At 72.1% G+C, this 18315-nt stretch carries 16 protein-coding genes; 3 read left to right on the plus strand and 13 right to left on the minus strand.

The window, feature by feature from the left end; all coding sequences use genetic code 11:
• Positions 1-114: 114 nt before the first annotated feature.
• The 6 genes from KGD84_RS28840 to KGD84_RS28865 form a co-directional block, all read right to left on the minus strand.
• Complete coding sequence (locus KGD84_RS28840; RefSeq protein WP_013155995.1) at positions 115-318, minus strand: helix-turn-helix domain-containing protein; 204 nt, start codon at positions 316-318, stop codon at positions 115-117.
• A 253-nt stretch (positions 319-571) separates the two neighbouring features.
• Complete coding sequence (locus KGD84_RS28845; RefSeq protein WP_220563480.1) at positions 572-1369, minus strand: phosphatase; 798 nt, start codon at positions 1367-1369, stop codon at positions 572-574.
• Positions 1370-1629: 260 nt separating this feature from the next.
• The gene (locus KGD84_RS28850) at positions 1630-2790 is read right to left on the minus strand and encodes an acetoin utilization protein AcuC (protein WP_220565359.1); all 1161 of its coding nucleotides are present in this window, start codon (positions 2788-2790) and stop codon (positions 1630-1632) included.
• 167 nt (positions 2791-2957) lie between these two features.
• A complete protein-coding gene (locus KGD84_RS28855) occupies positions 2958-4511 on the minus strand; it encodes a DUF1109 domain-containing protein (RefSeq protein ID WP_220563481.1) in 1554 nt (517 codons plus the stop codon).
• A gap of 814 nt (positions 4512-5325) precedes the next feature.
• Positions 5326-6120, minus strand: a complete 795-nt coding sequence (proC, locus tag KGD84_RS28860; RefSeq protein ID WP_220563482.1) for a pyrroline-5-carboxylate reductase — start codon at positions 6118-6120, stop codon at positions 5326-5328.
• A 91-nt stretch (positions 6121-6211) separates the two neighbouring features.
• The gene (locus KGD84_RS28865; RefSeq protein WP_220563483.1) at positions 6212-7147 is read right to left on the minus strand and encodes a sugar phosphate isomerase/epimerase family protein; all 936 of its coding nucleotides are present in this window, start codon (positions 7145-7147) and stop codon (positions 6212-6214) included.
• A gap of 180 nt (positions 7148-7327) precedes the next feature.
• Between KGD84_RS28865 and KGD84_RS28870 the strand changes: the two genes are divergently transcribed.
• Positions 7328-7945 carry a class I SAM-dependent methyltransferase gene (locus KGD84_RS28870; RefSeq protein WP_255647125.1) on the plus strand — a complete coding sequence of 206 codons (618 nt, stop codon included), beginning with the start codon at positions 7328-7330 and terminating at the stop codon, positions 7943-7945.
• A gap of 98 nt (positions 7946-8043) precedes the next feature.
• Here KGD84_RS28870 and KGD84_RS28875 read toward each other — a convergent pair whose 3' ends face one another.
• Positions 8044-8613 (minus strand): C40 family peptidase, encoded by a 570-nt coding sequence (locus tag KGD84_RS28875; protein WP_220563485.1) that lies wholly within the window; start codon positions 8611-8613, stop codon positions 8044-8046.
• Positions 8614-8890: 277 nt separating this feature from the next.
• Positions 8891-9787: an SGNH/GDSL hydrolase family protein gene (locus KGD84_RS28880; RefSeq protein ID WP_220565360.1), complete on the minus strand. Its 897-nt coding sequence runs from the start codon at positions 9785-9787 to the stop codon at positions 8891-8893.
• Positions 9788-10037: 250 nt separating this feature from the next.
• On the opposite strand from KGD84_RS28880, the gene radA reads away from it, so the two are divergent.
• Positions 10038-11387 carry a DNA repair protein RadA gene (gene radA / locus KGD84_RS28885; protein WP_220563486.1) on the plus strand — a complete coding sequence of 450 codons (1350 nt, stop codon included), beginning with the start codon at positions 10038-10040 and terminating at the stop codon, positions 11385-11387.
• Positions 11388-11574: 187 nt separating this feature from the next.
• Here radA and KGD84_RS28890 read toward each other — a convergent pair whose 3' ends face one another.
• Together KGD84_RS28890 and KGD84_RS28895 are read right to left on the minus strand one after the other, a co-directional pair.
• Positions 11575-11937, minus strand: coding sequence for an SSI family serine proteinase inhibitor (locus KGD84_RS28890; protein ID WP_255646858.1), 363 nt, complete (start codon positions 11935-11937; stop codon positions 11575-11577).
• 88 nt (positions 11938-12025) lie between these two features.
• Positions 12026-12790, minus strand: coding sequence for a hypothetical protein (locus KGD84_RS28895; protein ID WP_220563488.1), 765 nt, complete (start codon positions 12788-12790; stop codon positions 12026-12028).
• Positions 12791-12854: 64 nt separating this feature from the next.
• Between KGD84_RS28895 and KGD84_RS28900 the strand changes: the two genes are divergently transcribed.
• Positions 12855-13730, plus strand: coding sequence for an HhH-GPD family protein (locus KGD84_RS28900; protein WP_220563489.1), 876 nt, complete (start codon positions 12855-12857; stop codon positions 13728-13730).
• 4 nt (positions 13731-13734) lie between these two features.
• Here the strand turns inward: KGD84_RS28900 and KGD84_RS28905 are convergent, their stop codons facing one another.
• The 3 genes from KGD84_RS28905 to KGD84_RS28915 form a co-directional block, all read right to left on the minus strand.
• Complete coding sequence (locus tag KGD84_RS28905; protein WP_338151193.1) at positions 13735-14556, minus strand: DUF3105 domain-containing protein; 822 nt, start codon at positions 14554-14556, stop codon at positions 13735-13737.
• Between the two features lie 102 nt (positions 14557-14658).
• Entirely contained in the window at positions 14659-17169 is a 2511-nt protein-coding gene (locus tag KGD84_RS28910) for an ATP-dependent Clp protease ATP-binding subunit (RefSeq protein WP_220563490.1), read from the minus strand.
• A gap of 731 nt (positions 17170-17900) precedes the next feature.
• Complete coding sequence (locus tag KGD84_RS28915; RefSeq protein ID WP_220563491.1) at positions 17901-18242, minus strand: histone-like nucleoid-structuring protein Lsr2; 342 nt, start codon at positions 18240-18242, stop codon at positions 17901-17903.
• Between the last annotated feature and the right edge of the window lie 73 nt (positions 18243-18315).

Below are 18315 nucleotides of genomic sequence, written 5' to 3' on the forward strand. Positions count from 1 at the left end.
CCTGGTGGGGGACGTCACGAGAGCGGGACCACCCGTGGGGGTCCGGGGGCCCCGCTCTGCGCGCTCCGGCGGCCGACCGGGAGGGGTGGAGACCCCGGCCCGGCCGTTCCGCGATCATCCCGCCTCGACGAAAGCCTCACGGAGGTAGTCGTGGACGGCCCGCTCGGGGACCCGATAGGAACGCCCCACGCGGATCGCGGGGAGAACTCCCGAGTGCACCATGCGGTACACGGTCATCTTGGACACTCGCATGATCGTGGCGACCTCCGCCACGGTCAGGAACCTGACCTCTTCGAGAGGCGGCTTGCTCCCGTTCATCTTCCGACGCCCTCATTCCCGGACGTGAGTATTGGCTACCAGTTCGGCCCGACGCGGTGCCGGTGGGAAGCGACCCCGGTATGTGCTCCGTCCCAACGCCACGCCGGCGTGTCATGCTGTCACTACTGACACGTCCGTTTTCAGAGTAGAGCGGAGTTCCCGTCTGCGAAAGGTCGTTCGTGCCGTCTTCCGAGCAATACCCGGAAGGCGCCCCGGGTGAGGTTTAACGGTGGGTATAAATGGCCGACACGGCTCAGGATAGACCCGCTCGGGCGAGAACGTAATCGCGCAGCGGCGCGTAGTCCTCGGTCAGATAACCGTCGTCCAAAGGGACCGTGACCAGTAGTTTTCCCTCGTGTTCCGCGAGAAAGAGGGCGGGGTCGTTGCAGTCGGCGAACCCCAGTGTGGGCACTCCCGCCTCTCCGGCCGCACCCGCGAACCCGTGATCCGCGATGACCAACTGCGGCCATGGCTCCCCGCGGTCGGAGAGGTCCCCGAGGATGGCCCGCATGGCGAACGGGTGGTGGCTGTGCCGGGCCAGGTGCCCGTCCGTGACGATGGCGACGTCGTCCCGCCAGACGACGAAGCGGCGGTTGGGCGGGCGCTCTGTGGTGACCTCGTAGGTGTAGCCGCCGGCGGCGGTGAGGACGGGGCAGCCGCGGGCGGCCAGGGCGTCCTTCCAGACCCGGTAGGTGCCCTGGAGCTTGTTCGGGTGGCCGGTGGCGAACATGACCCGTTCGCGGCGCTCGGCGGCCAGGGCCATCCGGTCGGCGACGGCCTCCAGGGCGTCGACGGTGAGGTCGGGGTCGATGGTGTCGATGCCCCAGACGTACTCCTCGTCGCCGACGACGCCGCACCGCTTGCTCATCAGGGCGAGGACCTCGGAGAAGGTCCAGTCGTGGGAGAAGGTGAGGCCGAACTGGTGGTAGGGGTCCTTCTGGACCAGGCGCCGGTAGTGCCGAAGATTGTTCTGGCGTGAGGTGTCGACGTGTCCGGCGATTCCCGTCCGCACCAGATGGGAGATGAGTTCAGCACGTGTCGGCGGCGTCACCAGGTGTTCCCCTTCCTCGTCGGGGCGACCACGTGACGCGCCGCTCGGCCACCACGACGCCTGCTCACGTTCGCCCGGTATTCAACCTCTTCCTACCCGCTGGACGCGCGCCACGCCCCGTCCTCCGGAATTCGCCCCGGCGCTCACCGGGCGACATGGCCCACCCGGAAACGATACCGGGGGCACGGACATCGGGTTAGAAAATAGAAGAGATCGGAACGAAAGGGTGTCTTCGTGAGAAGCCGCCCGAACACCTCTGATCAGAGACTCGGGTCGATACCGTGGCTCGGGAACACCGCGGTCCGGGTCGCGTGAATGGCGCGGTCCACCGGGTTACCGGGGTCGTAGCCCTCCTCGAAGGGCGAGAACACCACGTCGCGGCCGTCGGTCATGTACAGCGGGGCCAGCTCGCCGGTGCGCTCCCGGACGAAGTCGCGCCAGCTCTGGGGGGTCTCGCGGTCGGGGTCCACCGGGCGCCCCGCCGCCTCGGCGAGCAGGTGCGTCCAGGCCCGGGGCACCACGTGCACCAGCCCGTACCCGCCGCCGCCGAACAGCACCCAGCGGCCGCCCGCGGTGCGCTGGGCGAGCTTGTGCAGCTCGGCGTAGGCGCGCCGCTGGCCGTCCACGCTGAGCGTGAGGTTGGCGAGCGGGTCCAGGGCGTGGGTGTCGCAGCCCTGCTGGGTGACCAGGATCTCCGGCTGGAACTCGTGCAGCAGCGGCGGGACCACCGCGTCGAAGGCGCGGTGCCAGCCGCTGTCGCCGGTGCCGGCGGGCAGGGCGACGTTGACCGAGTACCCCTCGGCGTCGGGTCCGCCGGTCTCCCCCGCCTGGCCGGTACCCGGGAACAGGGTGACCGGCGACTCGTGGAGGCTGATGGTGAGCACCCGGGGGTCGTTGTAGAAGGCGCGCTGGACGCCGTCCCCGTGGTGGACGTCGATGTCGACGTAGGCGATGCGCTTGGCGCCCTGCTCCAGCAGCCAGGCGATGGCCAGCGCCGGGTCGTTGTAGACGCAGAAGCCCCAGGCGTTGCCGCGCATGGCGTGGTGCAGGCCGCCCGCGATGTTGGCGGCGTGCACGGACTCCCCCGTCCACACCGCCTTGGCGGCGGCGACGGAGGCGCCCGAGATGAGCGCCGCCGCGTCGTGCATGTCCTTGAAGACGGGGTTGTCGGCGGTGCCGAGCATGTGGGCGTCGTCCGGCTCCAGGGTCCGCCCGGCCCGCTTGACCGCCTCGATGTAGGAGCGGTCGTGCACCAGTGCCAGGAGGTCGTCGGAGGCGGGCTCCACGTCCAGGAGCGAGACGCCGGGGGCGCCCAGGACCCCCAGTTCGCGGGCGAGCGCCATGGTCAGCTCGACCCGGATCGGTGCCATCGGATGCTGCGGGCCGAAGTCGTAAGCCGTCAGCCCGTCGTCCCATGCCACCCGGAGCGAGCAGGACGTGCGCCCTCCCATGTCGGTGACCCCCGTTTCAGGTGTACGTGTTCCGAAGCACACAGTACGCAAGGGCGGACAGTGCTCGGGACCCCGGGGTGCGGGGACGGCGCGGGCCGGCGCGGGACACCCGCGCCGGCCCGGCCGCCCGCCGGGCGCTACTCGCCCGTGGTGACGTAGTAGCAGCTCTCGGACAGGTCCCCGCCGCTCAGGTCCACCGTCCCGTGCATGGGCCGGGTGAACAGCGAGTCGCTGTTGGCGATGAGGATGCGGTACTCGCCCGGCTCCAGCTCGACCTTGAGGGTCTCGCCGTCGCCGAAGCACGCGTCGTAGGAGGGCGGCGAGCCCGGCGCGTAGGTGTCGCAGTCCTCGCACGGGGCCGCGGTGACCTCGCCGTGGACCTTGTCCGGTCCCACGTAGAGGAAGCGCAGCTCGTACGGCGAGTGGTTGACGATCTCGAAGACGAACTTGTCGTTGCCCGAGCCGCCCGTGGGCGAGGCGTCCAGGTCGCTCTCGCCGATGGCGGTCATCAGGTCCATCTCCTGCTCGATGCGCCCGGCACCGATGTGGGTGACCATCGTCTCGACGTCGCCGGCCTCGTAGTCGGCGTACTGGGACTCCAGGATCTCGACCATCTCGTCGGCCTGGTCGAACTCCTGGGCCTCGACGGACTCCCAGCCGCACTCCAGGGCGGCCTCGGGGCGCTCCTCCTCGATCCGGTCGGGGATCTCGGGGGCCGCGCTCCAGTCGAGGTCCCTGAGGACGTCGATCTGGTCCAGGCCCACGCACCACTCCGAGCCCAGGCGGTTGGTGCCCGTCTCGTACAGGCCGACCAGCGCCTCGGGCACCCGGCCCGCGGCCGCGGTGCCCTCGTAGTCCACCGGGATGATCGCGAAGATCTCGTGGGCCCGCAGGACGTCGTCGGTGTACTCGGGGGTGACCTCGCCGGCGAGCGCGGCGTCGGCGTTCTCCAGCAGGTCGGTCGCGTAGGAGAAGTGGATGTCGGCGACCTCGCCGTCGGTGTCCTGCCAGCGGGCGGCGGGGTGCTCGAAGTAGACCGCGTAGGAGTCCAGCGCCCGCCCGTAGTCCTCGGCGGCGACGTCCTCCTGGGCCTGCTCCAGCAGGCGGCAGGCGGCGATCCCGGCGCGGGCTCGCTCCATGAGCGAGGGGGAGAAGGACAGCTGGAAGAAGTCCTCGACGGACTCGTACTCGGCGACGGCCTCGGAGTTCCCGCACTCGCCGCGGGCGTGGGAGGCGTCGGCCACGCGCAGCCGCCACTCGCCGAGCTGCCACACGGCGGTGAGGGAGACGACCAGGGCGACGGCCAGGCCGCCGGCCGTCAGGTAGGGGACGGCGCTGCGGGGCGGGGTGCCGCCCTGGGCGAGGACGCGCTCGTCGTGGGCGCGGCCGGCGAAGAGGCCGTGCACCGCGGCGGCGAGGAACCAGGCCAGGAGGACCGGGGTCCACAGCAGCAGGTTGTCGGCGGCGCCGAGGAACGCCGCGGTGACCAGCAGCCCGAGGGTGACGGCCAGGGCCACGGCGAAGAACGGCCACCGCTTGATGCGGAGGTAGCCCGCGCCCACGCCGGTGGCGTTGAGGGCGGCGGTGTGCAGCGCGGTGGGCGAGGAGAACAGGCCCAGGCGCTTGGGCCGGGGCGGCGGGGGCGGGCCGAACGGGCCGCCGGGGGGACCGGGCGGTCCGCCGGGACCCATGGGGCCGCCGGGTCCCATGGGAGCGCCGGGGCCGGTCGGTCCCCCGGGGCCCATCGGAGCCCCCGGTCCGGCTGGCCCACCGGGGACGCCCCCGGAGTACATGCCGCCGGCGGGCATGCCGCCGTGGGGCGGGACACCACCGGGAACACCTCCCGCGGGCATGCCGCTGTACGGCGGATTACCACCGGTCGGAGCACCGCCGGGAACACCGCCGGCGGGTGTGCCACCGTGGGCCGGCACACCACCGGGAACACCTCCCGCAGGCGTGCCGCTGTACGACGGGTTACCACCGGACGGCGGACCGCCGGGGACGCCCCCCGCAGGAGTACCTCCGGTCGGCGGACCACCGGGAACACCTCCGGCGGGAGTACCGCCGTAGGGCGGATTGCCACCGGTCGGGACACCACCGGGGACACCTCCCGCGGGCGTGCCGCCGTACGGCGGACCACCGGGGACACCCCCGGCGGGGGTACCGCCGTACGGGGTGTCGCCGCCGGTCGGCGGACCGGCCGGTGCGCCCTGGTCGCCCGCGGGCGGGCCCCCCGACGGGGGTACGGGGCCTCCCTGCGGCTGGGACGGGTCTGGGGACGAAGGGGGAAGACTCATGAGGTGGGGCCCTGGGTCGGGGGAACGGGGGAGGCGACCCTGCCTCCCGGGAGATGACAGAGCCTGTCGAGGGCGTTCCCGCCCTCCCTCAGAACACTATCTATGTACCCGGACGACCCCTTCGTGCAGTCCGACCGTTTTCGGCCACCTCGGCCGGGAACCGGCGGCCGCCCCCACACGTCTCAGCGCCCCGGGAGGAGCCCCGGCCTCAGTTCCCCGAGAGCGCGCTGCTGCGGTCCCGGGCGGCCTCGATCGCGTCCGTGAACGCGGCGCGCACCCCGTGCCGCTCCAGCTCGCGCAGCGCCGCCGCGGTGGTCCCGCCCGGCGAGGTGACCGCCTCGCGCAGCACCACCGGGTGCTCCCCCGAGCCGTTGAGCATGGCGGCCGCGCCGGTGATGGTCTGCCCCACCAGTTTCTGGGCGGTGGCCCGCGGCATGCCCATCGCGACCCCGGCCTCGATCATCGTCTCGGCGATGAAGTAGAAGTAGGCGGGCCCGCTGCCGGAGATCGCCGTGACGGTGTCCATGTGCTGCTCGCCGACCCGGATCACCTCGCCGACGGTGCCCAGCAGCGACTCGGCGCGCTCCAGGTGCGCGGGCCCGGTGTGGGCGCCGCCCGCCACGGCGGTCATCCCCTGTCCCATGAGGGCGGGGGTGTTGGGCATGGCCCGCACCACCGGGGTACCCGGGGGCAGGTGGCTCTCCAGCACGGCGGTGGTGAGCCCGGCGGCGACGGAGATGACGAGCCGCCCGTGGCCCAGGTGCGGGGTGATCTCGTCCAGCAGGGCGACCATGTCCTGCGGCTTGAGGGCGAGCAGCAGCGTGTCCGCGCGCTTGGCGGCCTCGGCGGCCGGCACGACCTCCACGCCGTAGCGCTCGCGCAGCTCGGCCGCGTGCTCCGCGCGCGGCTCCGTGACGAGGACGTCCTCCGGCGCGTGGCCCTTGGCCAGCATCCCGGCGAGCAGCGCCTCGCCCATCTTCCCGGCACCGATGATCGCGATCATGAAAGGGTCCTCTCTGCGGTCCCCTCCAACGCTAGCCGCCCCGGGGAACCGGAGCGGACACCGCGTCCCACCCAGTGGTACGGGGGCCGGGTCAGTCCCCGTCGCCGCTCTCGACCGTCCCCGAGGAGTCCACCTCGAACAGCCGGGGCGGGGCAGGCGGACGGCGCCGCAGCAGGGCGATCCGCTCGCGCCGGTCGCGGGGCCCCGGCGCCCCCGCGGGCTCGGCGGGCCGGGCGAAGTGCAGCCGTGTGAAGGCCAGCGCCTCGGCCAGCTCCCGCAGCCGGGCCTGGCGGTCGGGCGCCTTGCGGGTGCTCACCTCCAGCACCAGCTGCCCCTCGAACCCGCCCGCGGCCAGGTACTCCAGGACCTCGGCGACCGGCTGGCGGCCGCGGCCCGGGATGAGGTGCTCGTCGAGGTTCTGCCCGCCGAAGCCGTCGGCGACGTGGATGTGGGAGAGCCGGTCGCCCAGCCGCTTGGCCATGTCCATGGCGTCGGAGCCCGACATCGCGGTGTGCGACATGTCCAGGGTGACGTCGGCGTAGTCGCGGTCGAGGGGGTTCCAGCTCGGGGCGTAGGGCACGACCTCGCGGTCGCGCACGCGCACCGGGTACATGTTCTCGACGGCGAAGACGACGTCGGTCTCCTCCTGCATGCGGGCGACGCCCACCTCGAACTCGCGGGCGTAGTCGCGCTGCCAGCGGAAGGCGGGGTGGACCACGATGGTCTTGGCGCCCAGCGCCTCGGCCATCTCCTTGGAGCGGACGAGCTTGCCCCAGGGTTCGCGCCCCCACACCCGCTGGGTGAGGACGAGGCACGGGGAGTGGACTGCGGTGACCGGGATCTGGTGGTAGTCGGAGAGGCGCCGCAGCAGGTCGATGTCCTGGCTGGCGGGGTCGGAGGAGACGAGCACCTCGATGCCGTCGTACCCCAGTTTCGCGGCGATCTCGAAGGCGGCCGGGGTCTTCTCAGGGTAGACCGACGCCGTCGAGAGGACGACGGGCGCGTCTGGTACCTGGATAGCGCTCACGTGGACAGGGTATGCGCTCCGGCCCGCCCCGTGCGTAGCCGCCGTGTGAACGTGGCGTGCCGCCGGTCCGCGCCCCGCGGGGCGCTGCGCGTAGGCTCTTCGGTCATGATCCCCGCAGAGGCCGTCCCGAGCCCGAACATCTGGCGCCACCCCGACGTCTACGAGCTGGAGAACCTCGCCGTGGACCCGGACGGGGTCATCGAGGCGGCGATGGAGCGCATCCGCCCGATGGCGGGCGCCCGGGTGCTGGACATCGGGTGCGGCACCGGGTTCCACCTGCCCCGGTTCGCGCGGAGCGCGGCCCGGGTGACCGGGGTGGAGCCCCATCCCGCGCTGGCGGCGCGGGCCCGCAAGCGGGTGGCGGGACTGGACGGCGTCGAGGTCCTGAACGGTGTGGCCCAGCGGCTGCCCGTCCCCGACTCCGTCGTCGAGGTCGCGCACGCCCGCTGGGCCTACTTCTTCGGTCCCGGCTGCGAGCCCGGCCTGGCCGAGCTCGACCGGGTGATGCGACGCGGCGGGGTCGCGTTCGTGATCGACAACGACGCGACCCGCTCCACGTTCGGCGGCTGGTTCCGGCGGTCGCTGCCGTCGTACGACCCGGCCGCCGTAGAACGGTTCTGGTCCTCCCACGGGTTCGGGCGCGAGGCCCTGACGATGCGATGGGACTTCACCGACCGCCGCGCCTTCGAGGCGGTGGTGGGGATCGAGTTCCCTCCGGCCCTGGCCGCGGAGATCATCGCGGCGCATCCGGGGACCGCGGTGGACTACGCGGTCAATCTCTGGTGGCGGAGGTACTGAGTGCACCGGGTCCAGGGGTGCGGGCCGCCGGGGTCACCCCCCGGGAGAGCGTGTGCCCGCGGCCGTCGGCGCCCTGCGCGCGGCCTGCGGGGGCGGCGTCACAGCCGCACGGCTCCGGCGAGGTTGTAGCGGGTGACGTCCCGCTCGCGGACCTCGTCGCCCGTTCGGGGCGCGTCGATCATCCGGCCGTTGCCGAGGTAGATGGCGACGTGGTAGGCGTAGCCGCCGCTGTCGGTCCAGTACAGGAGGTCGCCCCTCCTCGCGTTGGAGTAGCTCACCCGGGTGCCGTGGTCCACCTGGTCCTGGGCGATGCGGGGCAGGTTCACCCCGGCCTGCTTGAACGACCACTGGACGAGCCCGGAGCAGTCGAAGCCGCCGGGCTTGCTCCCGCCCCAGGCGTAGGGGGTCCCCTTCTGGGACTCGGCGGCCTCGATCGCCCTCTCCGCGGTGGCGGAGGAGAGCTGGTGGACGCGCTCTCCCCCGCCCGCCGGGGCGGCGGGGGCCGCCTGTGCGAGCCCGGGTGCGGCGCCGAACGCCAGCGCGGCGGCGAGGAGGGCCGCGGAGAGCGCACGCGCCCCGGTCCGGGGCCGCCGGGAGTGCGAGGCCTGCCGCCCCGGGTCCGCGGGACGACAGGCCTGCGTTTGCTCGTGGTGTCGCGGTATTCGCACTGGTCCTCCACATGCCGAATGTCGGTTCGCCGTGGCGTCCGCGCCCCTGCGACGCGGATGGGTCGGTCACGACGCGCATTTCATTCGTCACACAGACACCACGAGAAATCACTCTCCGTAGTCTAATCGGTCTCCAAAAAAGGTAAAGCATCCTTGACGGAGGGCGCTGAAACCGGGTCAGGCCATGGCCAACCGCCCCTCACCCGGCGCGCCTCCCCCGACCACCTCCGGCGGGGTCCCGTCACCCACAGTGGCGAAGCGCGCCGGGCGGTGCCCGTCAGGCGACCGGGGCGCCCAGCGCGGCGGCGACGCGGTCGGCGACGGCGGCCATGCCCTCGGCGTTGGGGTGCACCGGGGCCGCGGAGTTCTCCGGGATGATCCCCTCCACCCAGCGCTCGGAGCCCGGGGAGCAGATGTCGTGGCCGCGCTCCAGGACGTCGACGAAGACCGCGCCGTGGGCGGCGGCCTCCTCGGCGATCATCGTGTTGAGCGCGGTCTGCACCCCGTCCAGGTAGGCCACGTCGCCGCGGGCGATCGGCTCCCGCGGCCAGCAGCCGTTGCTCTCGGGGAGGATCTGGAGGTACCCGACCGCGAGCACGGTCGCGCCGGGGCTGCGGACGGCGATCTCCTCGTACACACCGGAGATCTCGTCGCGCAGGTCGTCCACCCGCCGGTCGAGTTCGTCGCCGTAGTGGCGCTCGCAGGGGTTGCCCAGCGGGTTCTCCAGGCTGCGCTTGGCGCAGGTGGTGAGCACGTCCACGAAGCCGAAGTCGTTGCCGCCGATCCCCACGGTCACCAGGTCGGTGTCGGGGGTGAGGGCGTCGTACTGCGGGGCGACCCCCGTGAACTGGGACTCGGAGAAGTCGGCGGTGACCGCCCCCGAGCAGCTGACGTCGGTGAACTCGGCCACGCCCAGCCGGTCGGCGGTGAGCTGGGCGTAGTTGGCCGAGGAGCGCAGGCAGCGGGGGTCGGAGCCGGGCGCGTACGGCGGGATCAGCGGGCCGGCGGTGAACGAGTCGCCCAGGGCCACGTAGTGCTGGAAGGCCGCCTCCTCGGCGGCCGCGGGGGCGGCCGCCAGGGACAGGCCCAGGGCCGCGGCCGCGACGAGTGCGACCTTGCGGGAGCGTCGCGGCTTCACGGGCGGTTCGGGGGCGAAGGGGGCTTCGGGGGACATGGACGGCGTGTCGGTGCGGGGCACGCGGGTCTCCTCTCCAGGGAGCGGGGGGTTGTCGGAGGTTCCGGACCCTAGGAATTCTGTAACACGACCTTCACGGAAAGTGTCCTAACCCGTAGGTAACTTTCTTGTGGCGCACCGCGTCCGGCGACCCCCGCGGGCGGCCCGGACGGGCGCCGCGGCCGCGGCCCGTCCACAGGGGAGGTCCGGGGCGGACGGAGCGTCCCCGGCAGGCGTTAGCGTGTCGGACATGGCCAAAGCGAAGACGATGTTCCGGTGCGCCGAGTGCGGCTGGACCACCCTCAAATGGGTGGGCCGCTGCGGGGAGTGCCAGGCGTGGGGCACGGTCGAGGAGGCCGGGGCCCCGGCGCCCATGGCGGTCGCCCCCGCCGCGGTGACCTCCCGGGCGCGTCCCATCACCGAGATCAGCGTGGAGAGCGCCGAGGCCGTGCCCACCGGCATCGACGAGCTCGACCGGGTGCTGGGCGGCGGCGCCGTCCCGGGCGGCGTGGTCCTGCTCGCCGGCGAGCCCGGTGTCGGCAAGTCCACCCTGCTGCTCGAGGTGGCCGCCAAGCGCGCCCAGGCCGGGCCCGTCCTGTACGTGACCGGCGAGGAGTCGGCCGGGCAGGTCCGCCTGCGCGCCGAGCGCCTGGGGGCGCTGTCGGACAAGCTGTACCTGGCGGCGGAGACCTCCATCGCCACCGTGGCCTCGCACGTGGACGCGGTGGCGCCGGGCCTGCTCATCGTCGACTCGGTGCAGACCATGATGTCCCCCGACACCACCGGCGTCCCGGGCGGCGTGACCCAGGTGCGGCAGGTGACCGGCGCGCTCATCCAGCTCGCCAAGGAGCGCGGGATCGCCACGGTCCTGGTCGGACACGTGACCAAGGACGGCTCCATCGCCGGCCCGCGCCTGCTGGAGCACCTGGTGGACGTGGTGCTCCACTTCGAGGGCGAGCGCCACTCCCAGCTGCGCCTGCTGCGCGCGGTCAAGAACCGCTACGGCCCCACCGACGAGATCGGCTGCTTCGAGCTGACCGAGACCGGCATCGTGGGGCTGGCCGACCCCAGCGGCCTGTTCCTCACCGAGCGCACCGACCCGGTCCCGGGCACCTGCATCACCGTGGCCCTGGAGGGGCGGCGGCCGATCATCGCCGAGGTCCAGGCCCTGGTGGCGCCCACCCCGCTGCCGGCGCCCCGCCGGGCCACCTCGGGCCTGGACACCTCACGGGTGAACATGATCCTGGCGGTGCTGGAGAAGCGGACCGGGATGAAGCTCGCCAGCCTCGACGTGTACGCCTCCACGGTGGGCGGCGTGCGCCTGACCGAGCCCGCGATCGACCTCGCGCTGGCGATGGCCGCGGGCAGCTCGCACAACGACGTCGCCCTGCCGCGCGGCCTGGTGGTGGTCGGCGAGGTCGGCCTGGCCGGGGACGTGCGCACGGTCACCGGCGCCCGCCGCCGGGTGGCCGAGGCGCAGCGCCTGGGCTTCACCGAGGCGATCGTGCCCAAGCACTTCGGCGACCCGGTCCCCGGCATCCGCGTCCACGAGGTGGAGGAGCTCAGCGAGGCCCTGATGCGCGTGGCCAGGCGGCGCTGACCCGGGGCTGGAGCCTGTTTCTTGAGGCCTCCCCTGCGCCGCCGGGATTCGTGAGGCGCCCGGCGGGGTTCCGGAGGCCCAAAGGGGACGCCCTCCAGGAAGGTCTGCGGCCGCAGGCCGTCCGTCGAGGACCTTCCGCCGCCCGACGGGCGGGCCGACGCGCAGCGGAGGTTCACAAGAGCACGGCCTAGAAGGCGAAGACCGCGCCCTTGGCGGTGCGCAGGACGCAGGGGTTGCCGAAGGTCTGCTCGAACTCCTCGTGCCCGCGGGCGGTGGCGGTGACCGGGCGGTACTCCATGGTGCAGAAGCCCTCGGCGGGGGCGACGGCCTCGATCGACCCGGCCCCGGCGATGGCGGCGCAGGCCGCCTCCGCCTCGGGGTGGGCGCCGCCGGCGGGGTCGCAGTGCAAGGTGGTGACGGAGCGCTGGCCGGTGCCCTCGTCGGTGACGGTGAGGACGTACCGGTCGGAGTGGCGGTCGGCCGAGGCCGCCCCGGGGGTGAGGGCGAGGGCGGCGAACAGGGCGAGGCCGCAGGCGGCGAGGCGTTTCACGGTGGGCTGGCTCCCGGATGGAGGAACACGGACGGCACTCATCGTAGTCGCATGAGTGCCGTCCGTGTTCGCATTCGCCGGGTCCGGCTCAGGCCTTCAGCTGGAACACCACCTGCTCGGTCGAGCCCGCGTAGTCCCCGTGCAGGTTGGCGCGGTACCAGCCGGGCCGGGCCTGGGACGTGCCCTCGCGGCAGTCGGTGAAGGAGCGCATCCGCTCCCAGGTGATCGTGAACTCGTGCGGCACGCCCCGGCTCAGCTGGCGGTCCTCGCGGGCCTCGCCCTCGACGCAGTCGGCGGTGGAGAAGATGCGGTCGTCACCGGAGTGGATGCGCAGCTCCAGGGCCTCGCGCCCCACGTCGACGGTGCAGGTCTGCTCGGCGGTGTTCACCACGGTGACCCGGAAGGCCGGGTTCTGGCCGGCCCCGTAGACCTCCTTGTCGGCCTCCGCGAAATCGAAGCTGACCACCACGTCCTGGGGACGGCACAGGTCCTCCGGCTTCTCCGGCGCGGCCGCCGCGCCGCCGGCCCCCTCCTCGCCGCCGCCGTCCTCGCCCTCGGACTCCTCGGCGTCGGAGGGGTCGTCGGAGGCGGACGGGTCCTCGCTCGGAGAGGCGTCGGCCTCCGAGGGGTCCTCCGACGGTTCCGGTGACGCGGAGGGGTCCTCCGGTGCGACACTGGGGGAGGCGTCATCGCCCATACCCGCTTCGGACCGGGTCGTCTCCCCCTCGTCCCCGCCGCCCGGGCGGCACGCGAAGACGATGAGGGTGAGCACCAACATGACCCCGGCCAGCACGAGGGCGCGCCGCTTCCAGTAGGTCTCGGGACTGACGGGATGTCCGGTACTTGACGCCATGGCCCGTAGTATTGCGGTTTTGCGGGCGCGCCACCTACTCAACCCGCCGATCCCCGGTTTAAAGATGAGCGATAACCCTTACAGCACCGCCGTTCTGGCCTGGTACGAGGCCAACGCCCGCGATCTCCCCTGGCGGGAGCCGGGGGCCTCCCCCTGGTCGATCCTGGTCAGCGAGATCATGCTCCAGCAGACCCCGGTCGTGCGGGTGCTGCCCGCCTGGCGGGCCTGGATGGAGCGCTGGCCCACCCCCTCCGACCTGGCGAAAGACTCACCGGGTGAGGCGGTCCGCATGTGGGACCGGCTCGGCTACCCGCGCCGGGCGCTGCGCCTGCACGCCTGCGCGACGGTCATCACCGAGGAGCACGACGGGGTGGTGCCCGACGACCACGCCACCCTGCTGGCGCTGCCGGGCATCGGCGCGTACACGGCGGCGGCCGTGGCGAGCTTCGCTTTCGGCCAGCGGCACGCCATTCTGGACACCAACGTGCGCCGGGTCCTGGCCCGGGCCGAAACAGGCATCGAGTACCCGCCGAAAACCCAGACCAAGAGCGAGGTGACCCTCGCCGAGTCGCTGCTGCCGCCCGAGCCGTCCGTGGCCGCCCGCTGGGGCGTGGCCGTGATGGAGCTCGGCGCACTGGTGTGCACCGCCCGTTCGCCCAAGTGCGTCGACTGCCCCATCGCGAACCAGTGCGCCTGGACGGCGGCGGGGCGGCCCGCCCACAGCGGACCGCCCCGGCGCGGCCAGACCTACGCGGGCACCGACCGCCAGGTCCGCGGCCGCCTCCTGGCGGTGCTGCGCGACTCGGCCGTGCCGGTGCCCAAGGAGGCGCTGGACGCCGTCTGGGACGACCGCGTCCAGCGCGAGCGCGCCCTGGACGCCCTGGTCGTCGACGGCCTCGTGGACCCGCTGGAGGACGGCCGCTACGCGCTGCCCTCCTGAGTCCTCAGGCGCCCATCGTGGCGATGGTCCCGTCCTCGATGAGCAGCTCGACCTCGGCCTCGCTCTCGGAGATCCCGCCGCTGCACGGGGCACCGGGCTCGGGGGTGGCCGGTCCCTGGACGTACTCGCGCAGGTAGTCGGTGAGCGCCGGGTCGGCGGGGTCGTCCAGGGTGAGCTGCGAGCCCCAGGCGGAGGCCACCACCGGGGACGGCAGGCCCTCCATCGGGCTGATCACCAGGTAGTCGCCGGAGGTGTACAGCGACTCCAGGACCGCGACGTCGTCCGGGGCCATGGAGGGGTCGTAGGTGATCCACACCGCGCCGTGCTCCAGCGAGTGCACGGCCAGCTCCACGCGCAGCGGCTCGGTGTACACGCCGCAGTTCTGCCAGGTCGGGTAGTGGGGGCCGCCCGCCGGCGGGAACATGTCGTAGGAGACGGTCTCTCCGGGCTCGACGTGGTCGGCCGACAGGTTCTCGAAGGTGGTCACCTCACCGCCGGACCCGCCCCGGGACGAGACGTAGAACCACAGCCCGCCGCCCGCGACGAGCAGCACCAGGACCAGGGCGCCGGCGACGATGCCGATGACGAGCCCGGCCGAGGACTTCTTCGGCGGCGGCGGGTACCCGCCGGGAGGCCCGCCCGCGTGGCCGGGCTGCGGGCCGTAGCCCGGCTGCGATGGTTGCGGCGGCCCGTAGCCCGGCTGCGGACCGTAACCGGGGGGCGGGCCCGCCTGCGGCGGGCCGTGTCCCTGGTGCGGCTGCTGCGGGGACGGCTGCTGCGGGCCCTGCTGTCGGGGGTCGTGGTGGGGATCATGCGGCTGAGTCACCCTCGCACCCTAACCGGTCCCCCGCGCCGGCCCCGGGCCCGGGAACGACGGCGGGGGCGCCCGAGGGCGCCCCCGCTGACGGAGTGCGTTGTGCCGGGTCCGTTACTCGGCCTTGCCCGCGGCCGACTCCTCGACCTCGGGGGTGTCCGGGACGGCGGCCGGCTTGGGCACACCCTTGAAGGTGAGCTTGGCGTCGGTGCCCTCCCCCTCGGCGTCGATCACGACGATCTGGCCCGCCTTGAGGTCGCCGAACAGGATCTTCTCCGAGAGCTGGTCCTCGATCTCCCGCTGGATCGTCCGGCGCAGCGGCCGGGCGCCCAGGACCGGGTCGAAGCCCCGCTCCGACAGCAGCTTCTTGGCCGCGGGACGGAGCTCGATGCCCATGTCCCGCTCCTTGAGGCGGTTGTCGAGGCTGGAGATCATCAGATCCACGATCTGGAAGATCTCGCTCTCGGTCAGCTGGTGGAAGACGATGATGTCGTCCACACGGTTGAGGAACTCCGGCCGGAAGTTCTGCTTGAGCTCCTCGCCGACCTTGGCCTTCATCCGCTCGTAGTTGGTCTGGGCGTCGTCCTCCTTGGCGAAGCCCATGGCCACGCCCTTGGAGATGTCCCGGGTGCCCAGGTTGGTCGTCATGATGATGACCGTGTTCTTGAAGTCGACGTTGCGACCCTGGGCGTCGGTGAGACGGCCCTCCTCCAGCACCTGGAGGAGCGAGTTGAAGATGTCGTTGTGGGCCTTCTCGATCTCGTCGAACAGGACCACGGAGAACGGCTTGCGGCGCACCTTCTCGGTGAGCTGGCCGCCCTCCTCGTAGCCGACGTACCCGGGCGGGGAGCCGAACAGCCGCGAGACCGTGTGCTTCTCCATGAACTCGGACATGTCCAGCTGGATCAGCGCGTCCTCGTCCCCGAACAGGAACTCGGCCAGGGTCTTGGACAGCTCGGTCTTACCGACACCGGACGGGCCGGCGAAGATGAACGAACCGCCGGGGCGCTTGGGGTCCTTCAGACCCGCACGCGTGCGCCGGATCGCCTGGGAGAGCGCCTTGATGGCGTCCTCCTGGCCGATGACGCGGCGGTGCAGCTCGTCCTCCATGCGCAGCAGCCGGGAGCTCTCCTCCTCGGTGAGCTTGAAGACCGGGATGCCGGTGGAGGCGGCCAGGACCTCGGCGATGAGCTCCTCGTCGACCTCGGCCACGACGTCCATGTCGCCGGCCTTCCACTCCTTCTCCCGCTGCGCCTTCTTGGCCAGCAGCTGCTTCTCGTCGTCGCGCAGCGAGGCGGCCTTCTCGAAGTCCTGCGCGTCGATCGCGGACTCCTTGTCCCGGCGGACGCCGGCGATCTTCTCGTCGAACTCGCGCAGGTCCGGCGGCGCGGTCATGCGGCGGATGCGCATGCGCGAGCCGGCCTCGTCGATGAGGTCGATCGCCTTGTCCGGCAGGAACCGGTCGCTGATGTAGCGGTCGGCGAGGTTGGCCGCGGCCACCAGGGCGCTGTCGGTGATGGAGACCCGGTGGTGGGCCTCGTACCGGTCGCGCAGGCCCTTGAGGATCTCGATGGCGTGCGTGATGGTCGGCTCGTCCACCTGGATGGGCTGGAAGCGGCGCTCGAGCGCGGCGTCCTTCTCCAGGTACTTGCGGTACTCGTCCAGCGTGGTCGCGCCGATTGTCTGCAGCTCGCCGCGGGCCAGCATGGGCTTGAGGATGGAGGCGGCGTCTATGGCGCCCTCCGCCGCGCCCGCGCCGACCAGCGTGTGCAGCTCGTCGATGAACAGGATGATGTCGCCGCGGGTGCGGATCTCCTTGAGCACCTTCTTGAGGCGCTCCTCGAAGTCGCCCCGGTAGCGGCTGCCCGCGACCAGCGCGCCCAGGTCCAGCGTGTAGAGCTGCTTGTCCTTGAGCGTCTCGGGGATCTCCCCCTTGACGATCTTCTGGGCCAGGCCCTCGACGACCGCCGTCTTGCCGACGCCGGGCTCACCGATGAGGACCGGGTTGTTCTTGGTCCTGCGGGACAGGACCTGCATGACCCGCTCGATCTCCTTGTCCCGGCCGATGACCGGGTCGAGCTTGCTCTCCCGGGCGGCCTGGGTCAGGTTGCGGCCGAACTGGTCGAGCACCAGGGAGGTGGAGGGGGTGGACTCCGAGGAGCCCGTGGTCGCCTGCGGCTCCTTGCCCTGGTAGCCGTGGAGCAGCTGGATGACCTGCTGGCGGACCCGGTTGAGGTCGGCGCCGAGCTTGACGAGGACCTGGGCGGCGACGCCCTCGCCCTCACGGATGAGGCCGAGCAGGATGTGCTCGGTCCCGATGTAGTTGTGGCCGAGCTGGAGCGCCTCCCGCAGGGACAGCTCCAGGACCTTCTTGGCCCGCGGCGTGAAGGGGATGTGCCCCGACGGCGCCTGCTGGCCCTGGCCGATGATCTCCTCGACCTGCTGCCGAACCGCTTCGAGGCTGATACCGAGACTTTCCAGAGCCTTGGCGGCGACGCCCTCACCCTCGTGGATGAGGCCGAGCAGGATGTGCTCCGTACCGATGTAGTTGTGGTTGAGCATCCTGGCCTCTTCCTGGGCCAGAACAACCACTCGCCTCGCGCGGTCGGTAAACCTCTCGAACATGTCTCGTCGCTCCTCTACAGAGCGGTCAGGCAGGGTCGGTTCCCACCGACCCGACTCTTCCGCATATCGGCCCCACAGGGATAACCGCCCCGGGGAGCACTGTCGCACCCGTCCGAACCGTTCGACCGGCTGCCGAGCGGACGGACATCTCCGCCACGATCCGGCCGAAGCCGTCCGTGCCAGAGACTTTCCCCGACGATAGGGCGTTCACCCAACATCCAACTACCGATTGCGGCGTCAGATTTCCCTGTACGCCGAAGGCGAACGACCCGGTACTCCCGTGATGCCGGGAGTGACCGGGTCGTTGCTTGTACTGGCCGTAATAATCGGCTCTCAGCGAACAGGCTCCGTGTTGTTCAGCCGGAAGCGAAATTGCGGGAAAGCGATCGGCGATCCCGGTCCGGTGGTCTCTGCAGAGGCACCGGGATCGGTCCGAAGTGGTCCTGCGGGTGATCCGGACCCACCGCCGTCCCGTCCTCCGGCTCGCCCCCGTGGGCGGCGGGCCGTGACGCGTCGGCGCCGATCGAGCGGCGCGGGCGTGCCGCGCCGGGGCGTTCGCCCCGTGGACCGGTGTCCCCTTCGCCCGGATCCCCGCAGCAGCGGGGATCCACGTGTCACCGCGGCCGCGGCCGCGTCGGGCGGGTTCGGAGGACCTCGGCCCCCTCCGGGCGGCGCCGGTCGGAATCAGATCAAGAACCGACAACATTTCGGCGTACCCGGGGTCGGGCGGACTAGCCCTTGATGGCCTCGTATTCGGCGACGATCGCGGCGGGGATACGCCCGCGCTCATTGACGGGCTTGCCCGCGGCCTTCGCCCAGGCGCGAATCTCCGCGCTGCGCTCACGGCTGGGGGCATTCCGGCTGGCGGCACGGCGACCGGTCGAGCGGCCCGCCTTCGGCGAAGCCTTGCGAGACGCCTCGACGAACGGAGTAAGGGCCTCACGCAGCTTGGCGGCATTACTCGCACTGAGGTCGATTTCGTACACGGAGCCGTCCAGACCGAACGTGACCGTCTCCTCGGCCTCGCCACCGTCGAGGTCGTCGACCAGGAAAACCTGGACCTTCTGTGCCATGGAATCAAACCTTTCAGAAGAGCGGTGTCTCCGCACCTGAATATAAAGCTATCCCGCAGCCCGCGGGAACACA

Origin of the sequence: Nocardiopsis changdeensis, assembly GCF_018316655.1 — a bacterium.
GTDB classification, from domain to species: domain Bacteria; phylum Actinomycetota; class Actinomycetes; order Streptosporangiales; family Streptosporangiaceae; genus Nocardiopsis; species Nocardiopsis changdeensis.